This is a genomic window from Streptomyces sp. NBC_00224 (genome assembly GCF_041435195.1).
Taxonomy (GTDB): domain Bacteria; phylum Actinomycetota; class Actinomycetes; order Streptomycetales; family Streptomycetaceae; genus Streptomyces.
The window spans coordinates 1,738,521-1,758,084 of sequence record NZ_CP108106.1 but is presented as its reverse complement, the minus strand read 5'-3'; the positions used below and the strand labels follow the sequence as shown (position 1 = coordinate 1,758,084).

The 19,564-nt window shown below is 72.4% G+C and carries 19 protein-coding genes; 8 read left to right on the top strand and 11 right to left on the bottom strand.

Annotation, left to right across the window (positions count from 1 at the left end; genetic code table 11):
- Positions 1–33: 33 nt before the first annotated feature.
- The 3 genes from OG965_RS07805 to OG965_RS07795 are packed head-to-tail and all read right to left on the bottom strand — an operon-like array spanning position 34 to position 4,043.
- Positions 34–1,032, bottom strand: a complete 999-nt coding sequence (locus tag OG965_RS07805; protein ID WP_371650536.1) for a serine/threonine-protein kinase — start codon at positions 1,030–1,032, stop codon at positions 34–36.
- A complete protein-coding gene (locus OG965_RS07800) occupies positions 1,032–1,682 on the bottom strand; it encodes a hypothetical protein (RefSeq protein ID WP_371650534.1) in 651 nt (216 codons plus the stop codon). Before OG965_RS07800 ends, OG965_RS07805 begins: the two co-directional genes overlap by 1 nt.
- A gap of 9 nt (positions 1,683–1,691) precedes the next feature.
- Positions 1,692–4,043: an FHA domain-containing protein gene (locus tag OG965_RS07795; protein ID WP_371650532.1), complete on the bottom strand. Its 2,352-nt coding sequence runs from the start codon at positions 4,041–4,043 to the stop codon at positions 1,692–1,694.
- A gap of 265 nt (positions 4,044–4,308) precedes the next feature.
- Here OG965_RS07795 and OG965_RS07790 point away from each other — a divergent pair, with 265 nt between their 5' ends.
- Positions 4,309–5,664, top strand: a complete 1,356-nt coding sequence (locus OG965_RS07790; RefSeq protein WP_371650530.1) for a vanadium-dependent haloperoxidase — start codon at positions 4,309–4,311, stop codon at positions 5,662–5,664.
- Positions 5,665–5,742: 78 nt separating this feature from the next.
- Here OG965_RS07790 and OG965_RS07785 read toward each other — a convergent pair whose 3' ends face one another.
- From OG965_RS07785 to OG965_RS07775, 3 genes are read right to left on the bottom strand one after another with little or no spacing between them, the layout of a single operon-like run.
- Positions 5,743–6,528, bottom strand: a complete 786-nt coding sequence (locus tag OG965_RS07785; protein WP_371650528.1) for an amino acid ABC transporter ATP-binding protein — start codon at positions 6,526–6,528, stop codon at positions 5,743–5,745.
- A gap of 7 nt (positions 6,529–6,535) precedes the next feature.
- The gene (locus OG965_RS07780) at positions 6,536–7,336 is read right to left on the bottom strand and encodes an amino acid ABC transporter permease (protein ID WP_371650526.1); all 801 of its coding nucleotides are present in this window, start codon (positions 7,334–7,336) and stop codon (positions 6,536–6,538) included.
- Positions 7,333–8,163 carry a transporter substrate-binding domain-containing protein gene (locus OG965_RS07775; RefSeq protein WP_371650524.1) on the bottom strand — a complete coding sequence of 277 codons (831 nt, stop codon included), beginning with the start codon at positions 8,161–8,163 and terminating at the stop codon, positions 7,333–7,335. The genes OG965_RS07780 and OG965_RS07775 overlap by 4 nt, the downstream gene beginning before the upstream one ends.
- 223 nt (positions 8,164–8,386) lie before the next feature.
- Between OG965_RS07775 and OG965_RS07770 the strand changes: the two genes are divergently transcribed.
- A complete protein-coding gene (locus tag OG965_RS07770; protein WP_371650522.1) occupies positions 8,387–9,223 on the top strand; it encodes an SAM-dependent methyltransferase in 837 nt (278 codons plus the stop codon).
- Between the two features lie 179 nt (positions 9,224–9,402).
- Positions 9,403–10,074, top strand: a complete 672-nt coding sequence (locus OG965_RS07765) for a DUF6445 family protein (RefSeq protein WP_371650520.1) — start codon at positions 9,403–9,405, stop codon at positions 10,072–10,074.
- An 88-nt stretch (positions 10,075–10,162) separates the two neighbouring features.
- On the opposite strand, the gene OG965_RS07760 is transcribed toward OG965_RS07765, so the two are convergent.
- Positions 10,163–10,960, bottom strand: coding sequence for a putative protein N(5)-glutamine methyltransferase (locus tag OG965_RS07760; RefSeq protein ID WP_371650518.1), 798 nt, complete (start codon positions 10,958–10,960; stop codon positions 10,163–10,165).
- A 96-nt stretch (positions 10,961–11,056) separates the two neighbouring features.
- On the opposite strand from OG965_RS07760, the gene OG965_RS07755 reads away from it, so the two are divergent.
- Positions 11,057–11,380 (top strand): putative quinol monooxygenase, encoded by a 324-nt coding sequence (locus tag OG965_RS07755; RefSeq protein WP_371650516.1) that lies wholly within the window; start codon positions 11,057–11,059, stop codon positions 11,378–11,380.
- Positions 11,381–11,402: 22 nt separating this feature from the next.
- Here the strand turns inward: OG965_RS07755 and OG965_RS07750 are convergent, their stop codons facing one another.
- Complete coding sequence (locus tag OG965_RS07750; RefSeq protein ID WP_371650514.1) at positions 11,403–11,828, bottom strand: hypothetical protein; 426 nt, start codon at positions 11,826–11,828, stop codon at positions 11,403–11,405.
- Positions 11,829–11,902: 74 nt separating this feature from the next.
- Here OG965_RS07750 and OG965_RS07745 point away from each other — a divergent pair, with 74 nt between their 5' ends.
- Together OG965_RS07745 and OG965_RS07740 are read left to right on the top strand one after the other, a co-directional pair.
- Complete coding sequence (locus OG965_RS07745) at positions 11,903–12,625, top strand: class I SAM-dependent methyltransferase (RefSeq protein ID WP_371650512.1); 723 nt, start codon at positions 11,903–11,905, stop codon at positions 12,623–12,625.
- Between the two features lie 160 nt (positions 12,626–12,785).
- Entirely contained in the window at positions 12,786–12,980 is a 195-nt protein-coding gene (locus tag OG965_RS07740; RefSeq protein WP_371650510.1) for a DUF2304 domain-containing protein, read from the top strand.
- Positions 12,981–12,985: 5 nt separating this feature from the next.
- Here OG965_RS07740 and OG965_RS07735 read toward each other — a convergent pair whose 3' ends face one another.
- On the bottom strand, positions 12,986–14,506 hold the full coding sequence (locus tag OG965_RS07735) for a carotenoid oxygenase family protein (protein ID WP_371650508.1): 1,521 nt from the start codon (positions 14,504–14,506) through the stop codon (positions 12,986–12,988).
- 254 nt (positions 14,507–14,760) lie between these two features.
- Here OG965_RS07735 and OG965_RS07730 point away from each other — a divergent pair, with 254 nt between their 5' ends.
- Complete coding sequence (locus tag OG965_RS07730; protein WP_371650506.1) at positions 14,761–15,177, top strand: SsgA family sporulation/cell division regulator; 417 nt, start codon at positions 14,761–14,763, stop codon at positions 15,175–15,177.
- A gap of 131 nt (positions 15,178–15,308) precedes the next feature.
- Here OG965_RS07730 and xylB read toward each other — a convergent pair whose 3' ends face one another.
- On the bottom strand, positions 15,309–16,775 hold the full coding sequence (xylB, locus tag OG965_RS07725; protein ID WP_371650503.1) for a xylulokinase: 1,467 nt from the start codon (positions 16,773–16,775) through the stop codon (positions 15,309–15,311).
- A 197-nt stretch (positions 16,776–16,972) separates the two neighbouring features.
- Between xylB and xylA the strand changes: the two genes are divergently transcribed.
- Complete coding sequence (xylA, locus tag OG965_RS07720) at positions 16,973–18,142, top strand: xylose isomerase (RefSeq protein WP_371650499.1); 1,170 nt, start codon at positions 16,973–16,975, stop codon at positions 18,140–18,142.
- Between the two features lie 122 nt (positions 18,143–18,264).
- Here xylA and OG965_RS07715 read toward each other — a convergent pair whose 3' ends face one another.
- On the bottom strand, positions 18,265–19,500 hold the full coding sequence (locus tag OG965_RS07715) for an ROK family protein (RefSeq protein ID WP_371650497.1): 1,236 nt from the start codon (positions 19,498–19,500) through the stop codon (positions 18,265–18,267).
- Positions 19,501–19,564 lie beyond the last annotated feature (64 nt).

Below are 19,564 nucleotides of genomic sequence, written 5' to 3'. Positions count from 1 at the left end.
CGCGAGGAAAACCGTGCGTCCGCCCCCCCGCCCTCACCTCACCCCCGGGAACACCGGCCGCGCCCACTCCGGCGGCTCGGGCGGCGGGCGGGGCGGCTCCGGGGCGCCGATCACCCGCAGATCCACCCGCGTCGGGGGATGCCCTTCCGGCCCCACGCCCTTGGCCGCCGCGCGCAGTGCGGCCACGAATGCCAGGCACGAGTCGTACCGGTCGTCCGGGCTCTTGGCCAGCGCCTTCGCCATGACGTCGTCGACCCCGGCCGCGATGTCGGGGCGCTTCTCGGTCAGCGGCGGCGGCTGGTCGTACTGGTGGGCCCACAGCAGCGCCATGTCGTCGTCGCGCTGGAACGGCGGGGCGCCCGCCATCGTCTCGTAGACCACGCACGCGAGGCTGTAGACGTCGCAGCGGCCGTCCACCGGGCGTCCGGAGATCTGTTCCGGCGCTACGTAGTCGAGCGTGCCGACGAACTGGCCGACCGTGGTGAACCCGGTCAGCGACAGCGACTTCTTCGTCAGTCCGAAGTCGGTGAGGTAGACGTGCTCGGGGTGGTCGCTGTCCGTGCCCTGGGCCACCAGGATGTTGCCCGGCTTCACGTCCCGGTGTACGAGGTCGTGCTCATGGGCGGCGTCCAGCGCGGACGCCACCTGGGCCGCGATCCTGGCCGCCGTGGCGACCGGCAGCGGACCCTCCTGGTCGAGCAGCGCCCGCAGATCGCGCCCGGCGACGTACCGCATGGCGATGTACAGGACGCCGTCGGTCTCCCCGGCCTCGAAGACCGGCACGATGTGCGGGTGGTCGATCGCGGCGGCCACCCGCGACTCGTGGGTGAAGCGCTGCCGGAAGGTGTCGTTGCGGGCGAGTTCGGGGGCGAGCAGCTTCAGCGCGACCGTCCGTTCCAGGCGCAGGTCACGGGCCCGGTACACCACGGCCATCCCGCCGCGCCCGATCTCCCGCTCGATCCGGTACCCGGCGATCCGCCGCCCGACGAGGTCGGAGGGGCGCCCGGTGTACAGGTCGCTCTCGGGTGCCATCAGGCGTCACCGGGCCACGCGCGGGCGCCGTCGACGGCCCCGGGCCGCGGCGCCTCGCCGTTCGGGCCGACCACCCGGGTCGCGTCGGCCGGGGCCGCGCCGGAGCCTCCGGCCGGAGGAAGCCCGTCGTCGGCGGAAGACACCGCGCTCGTGCGCGCACCGGACGGCTGCCCGGACGCCGCGAACGTGCTCAGCCGCGTCCCGTCGCAGTACACCCACCGCTCGTGCTCCGCGTCGTACAGCCACACCGCCTCGCCGTCGACGACCATCCCGGCTCGCAGCCCCTGGGTGTGCTGCCGGAACGCCTCGCCGTCGAGATGGCCCGCGGCCAGGTCCTCCGCCGCGCTGCGGTAGCGGTTCAGCATGTCCTGGACGCGGGAGAGGAGCGGGCGCGGGTCGGCCGTGCGGGCCAGGGGCGCGCCCGGCACCGGAGGCCCCTGCGGAACGGTGACCAGGAGGCGGCCGTCGACCCACGCCGACCAGGCGTTGGCGCACAGGATCCGGGCCCAGTCGCCCCGCCGGTCGATCAGCTGCACCGGCAGCAGCGCGTCCAGCGGCACCGTGGGCCGCCCGGTGTCCGGGCTCTCCCAGGCGGCCAGTCCGCCCGGAGGGACGACATGGGTGGGACGGAAGTCCACGGGAGCGCTCATCGCGGCCGCCTACTTCCGCATCACGGCGGGCTCGTGCCGCCGCAGCAGCCGGGCGACCGCGAAGCCGAAGAGCACCGACAGGGCGACCAGCATGCCCATGTTGAGCAGCCACACCCCCGTCTCGTGCTTGAACAGCGGGTCGCCCGTCAGCTCGCCCGGCACGATCCTGGAGAGCCCGATCGTGCCCGCCATCCCGCCGAGCGCCCACCGGGAGGGGATCAGCCAGGCCAGCTGCTCGATGCCCGGGACGCCGTGCAGCTTCAACAGCGCTCCGCAGAACACCACTTGGACGATGGCGAGCAGCACAAGGAGTGGCATCGTCACCTCCTCCTTGCGCACGAGCGCCGAGACGAGCAGGCCGAGCATCATCGCCGTGAACGAGAGCAGGGCCACCGCCACCGTGATCTCCACCAGCGGTGGCATGACCACGCCCTTGCCGCCCGGCGCGTTGAGGTTCACGCCGAACAGCGCCACCAGTGTCAGGACGACGGCCTGGAGCACGGTGATCGTCCCCAGGACCACCACCTTGGACATCAGATACGCCGATCTGGACAGGCCGACGGCCCGTTCGCGCTGGTAGATCACCCGCTCCTTGACCAGCTCCCGTACGGCGTTGGCCGCACCGGTGAGCACACCGCCGACGCACAGGATGAGCAGCGCGTTCATCGCCGTCTCCTGGGTCAGCTTGCTGCCCGCCAGCGCACGCGCCATGGCTCCCATCACGAAGGGCAGCGCGATCATGATGGCGAGGAAGGTCCGGTCGGCGCCGAGCGCGGCCGCGTACCGGCGCACCAGGGTGCCCAGCTGGGCACCCCAGCTCTGCGCCTTGGGCGGCGGGGCCACGATCCGGGCGGCGGCGGCCTCCTTGAGGTGCGGCTGGGCGCTGGAGCTGACCACGTACTGCTGGTGGAAGGACGACTGGGCGTACTCGCCCGCCCAGTCCCGCTCGCGGTCCCGCTCGAAGGCCTCGAACGCCTCCGGCCACTCACCGAAGCCGAAGAAGCCCAGGGTGTCGCGGGGCGGTCCGTAGTACGCGATGTGCCCGCCGGGGGCCAGGACGAGGAGCCGGTCGCAGACGTCGAGGCTGAGGACGCTGTGGGTGACCACGATGACGGTGCGGCCGTCGTCCGCGAGGCCGCGCAGCATGTGCATCACCGAGCGGTCCATGCCCGGGTCGAGCCCGGAGGTGGGCTCGTCGAGGAAGAGCAGCGACGGCTTGGTCAGCAGCTCCAGGGCGACGCTCACGCGTTTGCGCTGGCCGCCGGAGAGGCTGTGGATGGACTGGTCCGCGCGCTGCTCCAGACCGAGCTCGCCGATCACCTCGTCGACCCGGGCGCGGCGCTCGGACTTGGCGGTGTCCTGCGGGAAGCGCAGTTCGGCGGCGTAGCCAAGCGCCCGGCGCACGGTGAGCTGGGCGTGCAGGATGTCGTCCTGGGGGACGAGCCCGATGCGCTGGCGCAGCTCCGCGTAGTCCCGGTAGAGGTCGCGGCCGTCGTAGAGGACCGTGCCCCGGTCGGCGGGGCGCAGCCCGGTCAGGGCGTTGAGCAGGGTGGACTTGCCGGCGCCGCTCGGTCCCACCACGGCCAGCAGGCACTTCTCGCCGACCGGGAACGACACCTGGTCGAGCAGCGTCTTGCGGCCCCGGTCGACGGCGACCGTGAGGTCCTGGACGTCGAGCGAGACCTCGCCGGTGTCGACGTACTCCCGGAGCTCGTCCCCGACCAGGCAGAACGCCGAGTGGCCGACGCCGACGATGTCGCCGGACGCGACCCGGGCGCGGGCGACGGGCTGGCCGTTGAGGAAGGTGCCGTTGTGGCTGCCGAGGTCGACGATCTCGTAGCTGCCGTCGGGGTGGGCGCGCAGTTCGGCGTGCCGGCGCGAGACGACCAGATCGTCGACGACCAGGTCGTTGTCGGGGGCGCGGCCGATCCGTACGGTACGGGTGGGCAGCGGCCGCACCGAGGTGGGCTGCCGGAAGGCGCCGGTCGCGGACGGCATGGACACGGCGGACAGCCGCTCCGGGGCGCGCACCGGTGGCGGCGCGCGGCCCACCAGGACGGCGCGGGGGCCGTCGGCCGGACTGCCGAACCGGATGACGCTGCCGGGGCCCACGCCCCACTCGTGGATGCGACGGCCGTCGGCGTACGTCCCGTTGGTGCTGCCCTCGTCCTCGACCGTCCAGTGACCGCCGTCCACGCGCAGCACCGCGTGGTGCCACGAGACGCGGGCGTCGTCGATGACGATCTCGCTGAGGGGGTCGCGCCCGACGTGGTAGTCCCGGCTCGGACTCATCACCGTGGAGCCGGTGTCGGTCTCCAGGACGAGCTCGGGCGCTGTCGGCGCGGCAGACCGCTCTCCCATGGGGTGAATTCTACCGATCAGCACCTGATCGCGCCCTTTGCGCAGAGGGGAGGGGGTGCCGGGCCGGTACCGCCAGGGTTTACCTCCCGCGGTTTCTGCGCCGCTGGGATGACGTGCGGTGTCAGCCGTCGGCTGGATGTGCGTGCGAGCGCGCGGACCTAGGTTGCGACGCGGAAGCAGAGCGCCACCGGCACACCCGCACCGCATCACCGACGGAGAGGACCCGTGCCCGATGTTATGGATCCGTACGAGAAGAAGACCCGCCGTGCGTCCGCGCACCCGGGCGGTGGCGCTGGCCGCCGTGGCCGCCACCGCGCTGGGCGCGCTCACCCTGGCCCCGCAGCCGGCCTCCGCCGCGCCCAACTACAGCGGCGACCCCGTGCAGTACTGGAACAACGTCCTGAACGGCGCGATCCGCACGGCGGGCGGCGCCCCGGGCCCGCTGTCCCGGGCGGCCGCCATGATGAACACGGCGATCTACGACGCCGAGAGCTCCTACCAGCTCCGCTGGCACACCATGACCTCCGACCCGTACCTCCAGGCGGTCAACTACGCGGCCTGGAGCGAGGGACCGGGCGAGGAGGAGCGGGTCATCGGGCGGACCGCCTACAACATCCTGCTCAAGCTGTTCCCCGACCAGACGACGTACCTGGACAACAAGTTCAAGGAGCGGTTCGGCACCAACTCCACGGACTTCGACCTGCTGGACGTCACGGTGGTAGGCACGATCGTCAAGAACACGCAGGACTCCCGGACCGCCGACGGGTCCGACGACAGGACCGTCTACACCCCGGACGCCAAGCCCGGCGCCTGGCTGCCCACCAGCTACCCGGACGTGGCGGACCCGAGCTGTTCGCAGCCGGGCCAGGCGGCCGGCCCCAACTGGGGCCTGGTGAAGCCGTGGGCGCTGACCTCCGGCTCCCAGTTCCGGCCGTCGACCCCGGGCACCTACGCGTCGTACGAGAACCTGCTCGCGAGCCCGGCCTACGCCGACCAGGTGGCCAAGGTGCGCTCGCTGGGCGCCGCCGGGTCCACCACACGGACGACGGACCAGACCGCGGCCGCCTGGTTCTGGGCCAATGACGCCAACGGCACCTACAAGCCGCCGGGGCAGCTGCTCGACATCACCGCGCGCGTGGCGAAGGACCGGGGGCTGACGCCATATCAGAACGCCCGGCTGTTCGCGCTCGTCTCCGTCGCGATGGCGGACGCGGCGATCGGGGAGTGGGACGTCAAGTACCAGACGCCCATCGACCTTTGGCGTCCGGTGTCGGCCATCCGCGAAGGCGGTCTCGACCCCGCCTGGAAGCCGCTGTCGGGCACCACGCCCTGCTTCCCGGCGTGGGCCTCGGGCCACTCCGCGTTCGGTGCCGCATGGGCGGGGATCATGCGGCAGTACTTCAAGAGCGACAACGTGAGCTTCACGGCGTCCACCGACGATCCGCACTCACCTGTGCGGACCCGCTCGTTCACCAGCTTCAGCCAGGCCGCGCACGAGGACGCGGACAGCAGGATCTGGCTCGGCGTGCACTACCCGTGGGACGCGAGCGACGGCTACGCGCTCGGCGACTCCATCGCCACCTGGGTGTTCACGCACAGGATGAAGGCCGCGGGCTCCTGAGCCGGTAGTGCCCGGTACGACGGCGCCCGCCCCGGAGCTCTCCGGGGCGGGCGGTCCGTACGGTTCCGTACGCGTGGGTCAGGCGTCCTCGGGCGGCAGGTGCGAGGCGGGTCCCGGCTCCGCCGCCGGGTCCAGGATGCGGTTGAGGAAGTTCCTGGTCCGCTCCTCGCGCGGGGCGCCCACGACCTGCGCGGCCGGGCCCTGCTCGACGATGACGCCGCCGTCCATGAACACCACCCGGTCCGCGACCTCCCGGGCGAAGCTCATCTCATGGGTGACCACCATCATCGTCATGCCCTCGCCCGCGAGCACCCGCATCACCGCGAGGACGTCCCCGACGAGTTCGGGGTCGAGCGCCGAGGTCGGCTCGTCGAAGAGCATCACCTCGGGGCCCATGGCGAGCGCCCGGGCGATGGCGACGCGCTGCTGCTGCCCGCCGGAGAGCTGCGCCGGATACGCGTCGGCCTTCTCGGCGAGCCCGACCCGGTCCAGGTTCTCGCGGGCCACGGCAGCCGCCTTCGCCCTGTCCCGGCGCAGCACCCGGCGCTGCGGCAGGATCAGGTTCTCGGTGACCGTGATGTGCGGGAAGAGGTTGAACTGCTGGAAGACCATGCCGATACGGCGGCGCACCGCGTCGATGTCGACGTCCAGGTCGGTGACCTCGGTGCCGCCGACGAACACCTGCCCCGCGCTCGGCTCCTCCAGGAGGTTCACACAGCGCAGCAGCGTCGACTTGCCCGACCCCGAGGGGCCGATGACGCACACCACCTCGCCCCGGGCGACCTCCATGTCGATGCCGCGCAGCACTTCGTTGTCCCCGAACGACTTGCGCAGCCCGCGGATCTCGATCTCGTTCTCTGGCATCGCTTCCTCACCTCGCCCGGTCGGCGCGGGCCTCTAGACGGCGCACCACGAAGCTCAGGGGCACGGTCACCATCAGGTAGCAGAGCCCGGCGACCAGGATCGGGGTGGAGTTGGCGCTCTGGCTGGCCAGGTCCCTGCCGTACTTGGTCAGCTCCCGCTCCTCCAGGGTGACCCCGAGGAACAGCACGAGCGAGGAGTCCTTGAACAGCAGCACCAGTTCGTTGGTCAGCGGCGGGATGACGATCCGGAACGCCTGCGGGATGATCACCGACACCATGGCCCGGGCGTGCGAGAACCCCAGCGAGCGGGCCGCCTCCATCTGGCCCTTGGGCACGGCCTGGATGCCCGCCCTGATGGTCTCGGCCATATAGGCCGCGGCGACCAGACCGAGCCCGAGGGCGACCTTTCCGTATGTACCGCCGGGGATCTCCGTGCCGGGGAAGGCCAGCGGCACCGCCACGCCCACGAAGATGAAGATCAGCAGGGCGGGCAGCCCGCGGAACAGCTCGATGTAGATGCCCGCCACCCAGCGGTAGGGCGCCACGGAAGAGAGCCGCATCAGCGCGACCACCAGACCGAGCACCAGGCCGAAGGCGAAGCCGGAGAGCGTGTACACCACGGTGTTGCGCAGGGCGATGGTGATGATTTCCGGGAAGAGCTTCCCGATCAGGTCGGTCTGCGCGAACTGGTTCTGCAGCCGGTCCCAGTCGGCCAGCACGCCGATGGTGATCAGCACCGCCACGAAGACCGCGTACTGGATGCCCTGCGAGACGCGCCTTCGTTGACGCCTCGTCAGGCGCGAGGTCACGGCTGGGCCTTGGGCAGCGGTCCGATCCACTGTTCGTAGATCTTCTTGTACGTGCCGTCCGCCTTGGCGTCGGTGACGGCCTTGTCGATGGCGGCGAGCAGCTTGGTGTTGCCCTTCTTGACCGAGAAGCCGTACTGCTCGCCGGTCGAGATGTTCTCCACCAGGGCGAACTGATCGGCGTTGGCCTTGTCCTTGAGCCAGCCCTGGACCACCGGGTAGTCGATCACCACGGCGTCCACCTGGCCGGTGCGCAGACCGTTGATCACCGCGTCCGAGCTCTCGAAGGCGACCGGGTTGAAGCCCTTGCCGGTGGCGTAGCTCTCGCCGGTGGTCTCGGCCTGGGCGCCGAGCTTCTTGCCCTTGGCCTTGAGGTCGGCCAGCGAGGTGACGCCGCTCTTCTTGGTGGCGAGGAGCGCCTGGGTGGCGTCGAAGTAGGGGACGGAGAAGTCGACGTTCTTCTTGCGCTCGTCGGTGATGGTCATGCCGGCGGCGGCGAGGTCGCACTCGCCGGAGTTGAGGAAGGCACCGGTCTTGAAGTTCTCGAACGGGGTGTCGAGGATCTTCTGTTCGACCTTGAGGTTCTTGGCGACGAGGTCGATCAGGGACACGTCGAAGCCCACGACCTTGCCGTTCTGCTCCGACTGGAACGGCGGATAGGGCAGATGGGTACAGGTGGTCAGCTTGCCCTTCTTGACCACGGGCACCCCGCCCGCGGCCTCCCCGGCGCCGCCACCGCTCGACGAGCAGCCGGTGGCGGCGAGCAGCAGCCCGGCCGCAGCGGCTGCGGCGGTGGTCAGATTGCGGATACGGTGAGCCGTCCTGGTCACGGTTGACCTCCATGGATACGGGGGTGGCTGAGGAGCGGAACCGTTCAGCCATGATCGTATGAGACTGGGGGTGACTTCGTCCCGGAACGCGTCAGGCGCGCCGATGGGTCATCCGGACACCCGCCTGCCCGGGGCACCGGCCCAGGGGCTTCCGGGACGCGGCTCAACTTGGCCATCTAGGCTGATCATTGACAGTTCCACCAGGCCCCAGGAGAAGACGCCCGTGACCGAGAACCCGGCCCACCTCGATGCTCCCGAGCACGTTCGGAGCAGAATCAACACCTCCCAGCCGCACACGGCCCGGATCTGGAACTACTGGCTCGGCGGCAAGGACAACTACGAGGTCGACCGCGCGGTCGGCGACCAGATCCGGCAGCTCCACCCCGGTATCGGCGACTACGCGCGCGCGGACCGGCTCTTCCTCGGCCGCGCCGTGCGCCACCTGGTGGCCGACCGGGGCATCCGGCAGTTCCTCGACGTCGGCACCGGCCTGCCCACCGCCGACAACACCCACGAGGTGGCGCAGCGCATCGCGCCCGAGTCCCGGATCGTCTACGTCGACAACGACCCGCTGGTGCTCGCCCACGCCCGCGCGCTGCTGACCAGCACGCCCGAGGGGCGGACCGACTACCTCGACGCGGATCTGCGCGATGTGGACAGCATCCTGGAACACGCGTCGAAGACGCTGGACTTGACGCAGCCGGTCGCGCTGATGCTGCTCGGCGTGGTCATCTTCATCGGGGACGACGCCCAGGCGTACGGCCTGGTGCACCAGCTGATGGAGAGGCTGGCCCCCGGCAGCTACCTGGTCCTCTCGCACACGGTGACCCACCCCGACATGCCGGACGTCGACGAGGCGGTGGCGTTCTGGAACGAGCACGGCACCCCCAAGCTCACCCAGCGCACCCCCGAGCAGACCGCCCGCTTCTTCGACGGCCTGGAGGTCCTGGAGCCCGGCGTGGTGTCGTGCTCGCGGTGGCGGCCCGAGTCCTCCGACGACACAGCCGACGGCGAGCCGGCCGAGGTGGCCATGTTCGGCGGCGTCGGCCGCAAGGCCTGACCTGCGCCGCAGCCCTCTCCTGGGACGAAAATGGGCCCGCCTTTGCCATTGCGGGGATCTCCCGCCGGGATGTCCCCGCAATGCGCCCTTCGTCACGGAGTGCGGCTTCACCGCACCTTGAAACAAGGTTGACCAACTCGCGGACGGCGACGGAGGGTTGCGGAACTAGGTTCGGCCGCATGCCCCCCAACCGCTCCTCGCTCCCGGTTCTCCCGTACCGCAAACCCACGCCCGGCCGGGACTACTGGGTCCTCGACGACGTCCTGCCCAACGTCGACGAGGTCCGCGCGCGCTGCCTCGCCAAGGACGACTGGGTCGAGGGATACCCCCGCAAGCCCGAGACCTGGCCGGGGCTGCGCACCATGCCGGGCCTGGAGCCCGCGGAACTGGCCCGGGTGGAGCGGCTGGTCAAGAAGGCCACCGGGGTACGCGAGCTGTGGCTGCGGAAGGCGCCCGGCGGCGCCAGGCTCAACCACAACTGCGTCCAGGTCGTCGGCAGGGACGAGAGCGAGCCGCGCCCGCACACCGACTCGCGTGCGCTGTGCCGGTACGCGGCCGTGCTGTACCTCAACCCGGGCGTGCCCAAGGACTGCGGCACCAGCTTCTACCGGCAGAGCCTGCCCGGTGGCGTCCTCGGCGGCAATCTGGTCGCGGCCCCGCACACCAACCTGGTCGAGGCGCTCGGCACCCGGTTCGTGCCGCCGGACTCCTTCACCGAGGACGTACGCGTCGCCCACCGCTACAACCGGCTGCTCCTCTACAACGCCAACATGATCCACACCGCCACCGGCTACTGGGGCAGCACCATCGAGGACAGCCGGATGACGGCCGTCTTCTTCTGGATGGCCTGAGAGCCGGTCTTTGAACCCCCGCCTGCGCAGCGGCGGTCGGTGCGCCCGCCCTTCGGGCGGACGACGGGGGTTCAAAGACAGGCTCTGACTACCCGGCCGGGGCGGGCCGGCCGGCGACGACGACCGTGGCGTACCGCTCCTCACAGGTCGCCACGCGCGGGACGAGTCCGCCCGCGGTGACCGCGGCGACGGCCAGGGGCACCTGGCGCTCGCTCGTCTCGAAGAGCAGATGGCCGCCGGGCGCCAGCCAGTGGGCCGCCTCGGCGGTCACCCGGCGCAGCACGTCGAGGCCGTCGGCGCCGCCGTCGAGCGCCACCCGCGCCTCGTGGACGCGCGCCTCCGAGGGGAGCAGCTCGATCTCCTCGCTCGGTACGTACGGCACATTGGCGAGCAGGACGTCCACGCGGCCCCGCAGCCCGGCGGGGAGCGCGGCGAACAGATCGCCCTGGTAGGCCCGGCCCCCGGCGGCGGCGACATTGCGCCGGGCGCACTCGACGGCGGCCGGGTCGATGTCGGCCGCGTGCAGCTCCGCCCGGCCGAGCCCCGCCACCAGCGCCGCGCCCAAGGCGCCCGAGCCGCAGCACAGGTCCACCACGACCGCGCCCGCGGGGGCGAGCGGAACGGCCTGCTCCACCAGGAACTCGGTGCGGCGCCGGGGCACGAAGACGCCCGGGTCCACCGCGACCCGTACACCGTGGAACTCGGCCCATCCCAGGACGTGTTCGAGCGGCAGGCCTTCGGCGCGCCGCGCCACCATGGCGTCGAGCTCGGCCGGGGTGCGGGCCGTGGAGACCAGCAACTCGGCCTCGTCCTCGGCGAAGACACAGCCCGCCGCGCGGAGCCGGGCGACGATGGCGTCGGGGGGAGGGGTGGTAATGAGTCTCACCTGCGGTTTTCATGGCCGGATCACTTCTGGGCGCGGCCACCCTACCCTCGGCGCGGTCGGGCTGCCGAGTGATTAAAGCGTGCATAGAATGACGGAATGATCTTTATCGTCGTCAAGTTCCCCGTGAAGCCCGAACACGTCGAGGAGTGGCCGCGGCACGTCGCGGACTTCACCAGCGCGACCCGCGCCGAGCCGGGCAACCTCTGGTACGAGTGGTCGCGCAGCCTGGAGGACCCGAACACCTATGTGCTGGTCGAGGCGTTCCAGGACGGCGCCGGCGAGGCGCATGTGAACTCCGACCACTTCAGGGCCGCCATGGAGACGATGCGCCCGCTCCTGCGTCACACCCCCGACATCGTGAGCACGACGATCGAGGGTGCGACGGGGTGGAGCTCGATGGGCGAGCTGAAGATCGACTAGCCCTTCGTGGCGGGGGTGACCGTCACTTCACGGTGACGGTCACCGTCGGGGAGACGGTCGCGCCGTCCATCACCCGCAGCTCCTCCTTGCCCTTGGTGTTCACCTTGTAGTCCAGGGAGTAGCTGCTGCCCTGCTTGATGGTGGTGTCGGCGTGCAGGGTCGTCCACTTGCCCTTGTTCTTGTGCTGGAGCACGACCTTGCTGCCGACGGACAGCCCCTTGGACCGGCCGGTGAACGTGACCTTGTCACCCACCTTGGCCTCGGTGGTGCTCGCCTTGATGGTCAGCGAACCCGGCGCCGCCGACGCGTACTTGCTGCCGCTCGGAGATGGTTTGGGGGTGGGGCCCGCGGCCGTCGCGAGCGCGGCGGATCCGCCGGCGAGCAGGGCGACGGACAGGGCACTGGCCGCGGCCATCCGGGCACAGCGACGTGTCAGAGTGGATTTCACGATGGCTTTCTCCCGTCTCTGCGGCTCCCCATCCGCTCGATTGGTACCTTTTCCGAGGCTATAGGCTGAGGTCGATGTCCGCTTCCCAGGGCCCTACTCTGCGTGAACTCGCCGTCCAGGCACTGTCTTCGGTCGAGCACGGCTACGACCTGCTGGCGCCGAAGTTCGACTTCACCCCGTACCGGACGCCCGAGCCGGTCCTCGACGCCGTCGCGCGCACCCTCTGTGAACTCGGCCCCTTCGGCCGCGGGCTCGACCTGTGCTGCGGCACCGGCGCGGGCGTCCCGGTGCTGCGCGCGGTGTGCCGGGAGCGGATCGCCGCGGTCGACTTCAGCGCGGGGATGCTGGCGGTCGCGCGCGCCCGTACGCCCGGGGGCGAGGCCGTCGACTGGATCCGGGCCGACGTCCGTGCCCTGCCGTTCGCACCGGCCGCCTTCGACCTCGTCGTGAGCTTCGGCGCGTTCGGCCACTTCCTTCCCCGCGAGCGGCCCGGCCTGTTCTCCCAGGTCCGCTCGGTGCTCGCGCCCGGCGGCCGCTTCGCGTTCCCGGTCGCGGCGCCCGCCCGCCCCGGCTCCCTCGGCTACTGGACCCTGCTCGGCTTCGACGCCGCGATGCGGGTGCGCAACGCGCTGTGGCGGCCCCGATTCGTCATGTACTACCGGGACTTCGCGCTCGGCGACGTGACGCGGGAACTCGCCGACGCCGGGTTCCGGGTCGAGCTGTACGCACTGGACGAGCTCGGCCGGCGCCCTGACGGCAGCCCCCGCTGCCGCCTGGTCGTCGCCACCGCCGTGTGACCCCGGCCCGCCCGAGCTGCGGCGATGACGGCCGGTGACCGGCTGTGTGGCGACGGGTGAGCATCGGCCGTAGCGTGACGGAGGTGCTTTCCACCGGCCCACCGCCGTTCGGTGCGGCGGGCCGGTGCTCGACAGACTCGGGGTCACGAGGTGAAACACCGTGCCCTCCGTGCACTTTCCCCTGATGCTCGCGCTCGCCGTGGCCGCGTTCCTCCTCTGCCGCAAGGGCGGCACCAAGGTCTCGCACGCCGTGATCTGCGCGGCCTTCGGTTTCTACTTCGCCGACACCGCCGCCGCCCCCTCACTGCACAGCGCGGTCAACTCGGTGATGGGCATGCTCAGTCAGCTCGGCTGAGAGCCTCACGCGTCCGCCACCCAGCTGCCGTGGAAGCCGAGCGGGACCCGGCCCGGCAGATGGATCCGGGCCAGCGGCCTGCCGGTGAAGTCCTGCGCCGCCAGAATCAGCAGATCGGCGGCGCCGCGCTCCGGATCGTGGACGTACGCCAGCGTGTAGCCGTCGTCCTCGGCGGCCCCCGGGTCCGGGTCCGGCCCGTGCGCGGACACGAACACCGCCTCGCCCACCGCCGCACCGCGCGGCAGCCGGTGCGACTGGGCGGTGCCGCGCAGGAAGTCGTGCTTGATCAGGGCGTTGCCGAAGGAGCGGTCCGGCGGCACACCGTCGGCCGTCAGATACGCGGTGGACATCTCGGCGGCGGCCGCCGTGTACCCGTACCGGTGGCGCCGGGACACCAGCGCCTCGTTGACGCGCGGGAACTCCTGCGGCCGGTCGTCGAGGCGCCGGGTGCGGACCCTGCCGTGCGCCAGGTCGACGGTCCAGCGGTCCAGTGAGGCGGTGCCGAGCGCGGTGGGCCCGTCGGAGCCCTTCCCCGCGACGAAGAACGGCGCCGGGAACGTGGTGAGGTCGACGACCACCGAGTCCCCGTCGTCATAGGCGTTCAGGGTGTGCGAGTAGAAGACCGGGTCCACCTCGAACCAGCGCACGCTCCCGCCCGCACGCGGCAGCACGCCCACCCGCGCCGGGTGCCGGTCGTTCCAGACGTACGGCACGGGCGCGCCCGCCCCGGCCGCCGCCTCGTCGAAGGTGACGGGCAGGTCGAAGAGGACCACATGCCGCTCGGTGAGCGCGAAGTCGTGCATCATCGGGCTGTCGGCGACGGGGATCCGCGTCGTACGGGCGACCCGCCCGGTCCGGTCGACCACGAGGTGGCGGACGTGGTCCCAGGTCGGGTAGTAGGTGATGGCGTGCAGCTCGTCGGCGTGGGCGTCGTACTTGGTGTGCGCGGTGAACGCGCCGCTCAGCGTGGAGCGGAAGTCGTACGGGCGCAGGGTGTTGAGCTCGCCGTCGAGCTCGTACGGCAGCGGCCCGCTCTCCTGAAGGGCGAGGATCCGGCCCTTGTACGGGATGACGTGCGTGTTGCATGCGAAGTCGTCCTCGGGGACGGGCCCGGGGTGCGGCTCGCCGAGCTTGGCCTTGACGGCGGCCGAGCGGACCCACCGGTTGCGGTACCACTCGGCCCGCCCGTTCCGCAGCCGCACCCCGTGGACCATGCCGTCCCCCAGCATCCAGTGGTGGGCCCGGGGGTCCTCCAGGCCGAGCACATTGGGGCCGGTGCGCAGATAGCGCCCGTTGAGCGAGCGGGGGATGCGGCCGGTGACGGGGAGGTCGAAGGCGGTGCGCTCTTCGGTGACCGGGGCGAAGGCCCCGTGCAGGAACGGTTGGCTTGTGGCGGACGGCGCCGACGGGTGCGGTGTGCCGAGGCCGGCGGCGGCCGCGACCGCCGCGCCGCGCGCGGCGAGCAGTCCCCCCGCGGCCGCGCCCGCCGCGCCGCGCAGCACGTTCCGCCGAGTGTGATCGTTCATGTCCGAGCCCCCTGCTCCCACGTTCGTACGACCTGTCGCCCACGATCGTCCGTCCGAGAGGCGGTCCCGGTCAGGAGGGCTGGGCCCCGGACCGGGGTGGTGCCAGGCCCCCTTTTCCGCGGGCTCGCCAGGCCTGGCCGCGCGGGCCTCATTCGGGTCTTTCGCACGAAATCTCAAGCAAGGTGTTGAATGTGCGACTATTGAGATGATGTGATGCGGGTCACAGATCGGGAGTGGCAGCAAGGAGCGAGTCGATGTCCACCACCGTCGAAGAATCCGTCCTGGCCCGCCTCGTCACCGACGCACCCCACGGCGTCCCCGTCCCCGTCACCCTCAGCTACGACGGCTCCGACCCGCTGGCCGTCCGGATGGTTTTCCCGCCCGAGGTCTCCCTGCACGAAGGGGGCGTGACCTGGGTGTTCGCCCGGGACCTCATCGACCGGGGACTGAGTGCCCCGGCCGGCACCGGCGATGTGCACGTGTGGCCGCTCGGGCGGGCACAGACCATGGTGGAGCTGCGCTCCCCGGACGGCCTGGCGCTCCTCGAATTCGGCACGGCGGCACTGCGCCGCTTCCTCTTCCACACCTACGCGGCCGTCTCCGCGGAGGCCGAGAACCAGGACCTCGACATGGACAGCGCCCTGGCCGAGCTGCTGGGCGAGAGCCGGTGAGTACGCGGCCCCTGAGAGCCTGTCTTTGAACCCCCGTACGGATCGGGCACCCGCCCCGGCGCGGCCAGGAAGGCGAAGTCGCGGTCGGCGTCGGCCCGAGTGATCTGATCCGCGGCGGCCATCGGACCCGTTCAGCCGAGGACCGGCGCCGCCCGGCCGAGGACGGAGGCGATGCGCTCCCAGGCCGCGGTGTCACGGGCGACCGGCTCAAGCGCGGCGCCCGCGCCCGTGCCCCACGCGCCTGCGGTCGCCACCGGGTCCGCGCCGGAGACGGCCGCCGCGGCCAGTGCGGCGGCGCCGAGCGCGACCAGCTCGGTGGCCCGGGGCACGATCAGCGGCCGGCCGGAGAGCCGTCGTACGGTCTCGACCCAGGTACGGCCCCGGGCGCCGCCGCCGATCAGCCGCAGCGGACGAGCGGCGGCCCCGGCGGCGTCGAGCCCGCACGCGCGCAGCAGGTCGTCGAGGACGCGCAGGGCGGTGAAGACCGCGCCTTCATAGGCCGCGCCCAGGAGTTGGGGCCCGGTGGTGGTGTGGCGCAGGCCGGTGAGCAGCCCGGCGGCGGCCGGCAGGTCGGGGGTGCGCTCGCCGTCGAGGTACGGCAGGAGCACCGCCTCGCCGCCGGGTTCGGCGTCGTCGCGGCCGAGCCCGAGCAGGGCCGCGACCTTGTCGACGGCGAGCGTGCAGTTGAGGGTGCAGGCGAGCGGGAGGAAGGCGCCGTCGGTGGCGGCGAACCCGGAGAGCGCGGGCGAGGCGGGCCGGGTGCGGGTGGCGGCGAAGACCGTGCCGGAGGTGCCGAGGCTGAGCACGGGGTGGTCGAGCAGGCCCGCGCCGCCGAGCCCGAGGCCCACGGCCGCGGCCATGTTGTCGCCGGTCCCGGCGGCGACCGCGATCCCGGCGGGCAGCCCGAGCGCCTCGGCGGCCCGGGCCGTCAGGGATCCCACCCGGGTGGCCCCGGTGGCGGCGACCTCGGGCAGCGAGTGGGCGTCCAGGCCGAGGAGTTCGAGCAGTCCGGCGTCGTAGGAGCCGGTCGCCGTCGAGTACCAGCCGGTGCCCGAGGCGTCCCCGGGGTCGGTCGCGGCGACTCCGGCGAGGCGCTCGGTGAGGAAGTCGTGGGGGAGGCGCACCCCGGCGGCGGCCGAGGCGTGCGCGGGCTCGTTCTCCTGCAGCCAGCGCCACTTGGCGGCGGTCACGGCGGCGACGGGCACCGAGCCGGTGCGCGCGGTCCAGGCGGCCGGGCCGCCGAGCGCCTCGGTGAGGGCGGCGGCCTGCGGGGCCGAGCGGGTGTCGTTCCAGAGCAGCGCCGGGCGCAGCGGGCGCCCGGCGCGGTCCACGACGACCAGGCCGTGCTGCTGTCCGGCGACCGCGATGCCGGTGACGGCGGACGCGGCCACCCCCGCCTCCTTCAGCCCGGCCGCGACCGCCGCGCACAGCGCCCGCCACCACAGCTCGGGGTCGCTCTCGCGGGCCCCGGCGGCGCCGTCGACCCGGTGCGGGGCGCGGCCGACGGCGAGCGGCCGCCCGGTCTCCGCGTCGGCGAGCAGCGCCTTGGTGGACTGGGTGGAGCTGTCCACACCGATGACGACCGGGGCCTGCGGCATCCGGGCACCCCTTCTCCTGCGGGCGGACCCGGTTCTTGGCCGGTCCCGATGGGCGAGCGAGCATTTGAGCGTGCGCGAAACAAATTAGATGAAGGCCCGGGGTTACGGAAGCCGCCGCGATCATGTCATATTCGTAAGGTCAGCAAACAAATAGCCGCAGGGGCCGTCGGGCGCCCCGCACCGAGGTGGACACGACGATGACGGAACGCTTCACTCCCACCCCCGAGGACAAGTTCACCTTCGGTCTGTGGACCGTGGGCTGGCAGGGGCGCGACCCGTTCGGCGACGCGACCCGGCCCGCCCTCGACCCGGTCGCGACGGTCCACCGGCTCGCGGAGCTCGGGGCGTACGGGGTGACCTTCCACGACGACGACCTGATCCCGTTCGGCGCGTCCGGCGCCGACCGGAGCGCCCACATCAAGCGCTTCCGGGCGGCGCTCGACGCCACCGGCCTCGCGGTGCCGATGGCCACCACCAACCTTTTCACCCACCCCGTCTTCAAGGACGGCGCCTTCACCGCCAACGACCGGGACGTACGCCGGTACGCGCTGCGCAAGACGATCCGCAACATCGACCTGGCCGTGGAGCTCGGCGCCCGGGTGTACGTGGCGTGGGGTGGCCGCGAGGGCGCGGAGTCCGGGGCCGCGAAGGACGTACGGGTGGCGCTGGACCGGATGAAGGAGGCCTTCGACCTGCTGGGCGAGTACGTGGTGAGCCAGGGGTACGACCTGCGGTTCGCGGTCGAGCCCAAGCCGAACGAGCCGCGCGGCGACATCCTGCTGCCCACGGTGGGGCACGCGCTCGCCTTCATCGAGCGTCTGGAGCGCCCGGAGCTGGTCGGGGTCAACCCGGAGACCGGGCACGAGCAGATGGCCGGGCTCAACTTCACCCACGGGATCGCCCAGGCGCTCTGGGCCGAGAAGCTCTTCCACATCGACCTCAACGGTCAGTCCGGCATCAAGTACGACCAGGACCTGCGGTTCGGGGCGGGGAACCTGCGGGACGCGTTCTGGCTGGTCGACCTCCTGGAGTCGGCGGGGTACGAGGGCCCCCGCCACTTCGACTTCAAGCCGCCGCGCACGGAGGACGCCGACGGGGTGTGGGCCTCGGCGGCGGGGAACATGCGCAACTATCTGATTCTGCGGGAGCGTTCGGCGGCGTTCCGTGCCGACCCGGCGGTACGGGAGGCGCTGCGGGCCTCCCGCCTCGACGACCTCGCCCGCCCGACGGCGGCGGACGGCCTGGCCGGGCTGCTCGGGGACCGCTCGGCCTTCGAGGACTTCGACGCGGAGGCGGCGGGGGCGCGCGGCATGGCGTTCGAGCAGCTGGACCAGCTGGCGATGGAGCACTTGATGGGGGTGCGCTGAGGGGTGCGTCCGGGGGCAGGGGTGTCGCCCGGGCGGACAGCCCGGCTGGGGTCGACGGCGCCGGGCGGGACGCCTCTCCGGGCGAGCGGACGCCTCCTGAAGCCGGGGTCGAGCCGCCCGGCTCAGCCCGCCGTCCCCTCCGTCCACCCCGCCGGGTCGTCGAGGACCGCCTCCACCACCAGGGCCGCCGCGCCCCGCGCCGCGTCCCCCGCGAGGGACGAGGCGCGCAGGCGGCCGCTGTCGCGGGGCCACAGGCCCGACACCACCCGGGCGGCGAGCTCGGCCTCGGCCGGGGGCGACAGCCACGGCGCCAGTGCGCGGTAGACACCGCCGAGCACCACGGCCTCCGGGTCGACGAGGTTCACCGCGCCCGCGAGCACCCGGCCCAGCATCAGCCCGGCCGTGCCCAGCGCCGCCAGCGCGCGCTCGTCGCCCGCCCGCGCCCGGCGCTCCAGCTCGGCCACGCCCGCCGCCCCGGCGTCCTCGTCGATGCCCGCGCCGCGCAGCAGCGCCGACTGGCCCGCGTACTGCTCCAGGCAGCCCCGCGCCCCGCAGCGGCAGGCGGGGCCGGCCGGGTCCACCGGGACGTGGCCGATCTCCCCGGCGAAGCCGTGGGCGCCGCGCAGGAGTTCGCCGTCGAGGACGAGGGCGCCGCCCACGCCGATCTCGCCGGAGAGGTAGAGGAACGTACGGGCCTCGCCGGAGCCGCCGAACCAGAGCTCGGCGAGCGCCGCGAGGTTGGCCTCGTTCTCCGAACTCACCGGCAGGGCAAGGGTGCCCGGGCACTCCGTGAGCGCCCGGGCGAACAGGGCGTCGGCCGGGACGCCGTTCCAGCCCAGGTTCGGTGCCTGGCGAACAGTACCGCCCGCGACCAGGCCCGGCAGGGCGAGCGTCACCCCGGCGGGCCGCAGCTCCTGCTGCCGGGCGGAGTCCAGCGCGTGCGAGGCGATCCGGGCCGCCCGGGCCAGCACCTCGGCAGGCGCCGTGCCCCGGTTGTCCAGATGCTCGGTGAGGCGCACCCGGTCGGTTCCGGCCAGATCCACCACGCACACGGTCACGTAGTCGACGTTGATCTCGACGCCGACCCCGGCCGCGCCGGTCCTGGCCGGCTTGAGGACGGTGCCGGGCCGGCCCGCCTGCCCGCTGAACGTCTTGCCCGACTCCGTGAGGAAGCCGCCCTCCATGAGCTGCTCCACCAGGGAAGATACGGCCGCCCGGGTCAGCCCGACGCGCGCCGCGACGCCCGCCCGGGTCGTCTCGCCCTCGTCGTGGACCGCCCGGAGCACCAGGCTGAGGTTGTGCCGCCGCACGGTGTCCTTGTCGGCCTTGGGCGCCAGCGGGGCGAGGTTGCTCTTCATGTCGTGGCCGAGCCTATGCGATGGCCCGGGCGCCGCAGTTGCCCGATCCAGCGACGCTCGAACG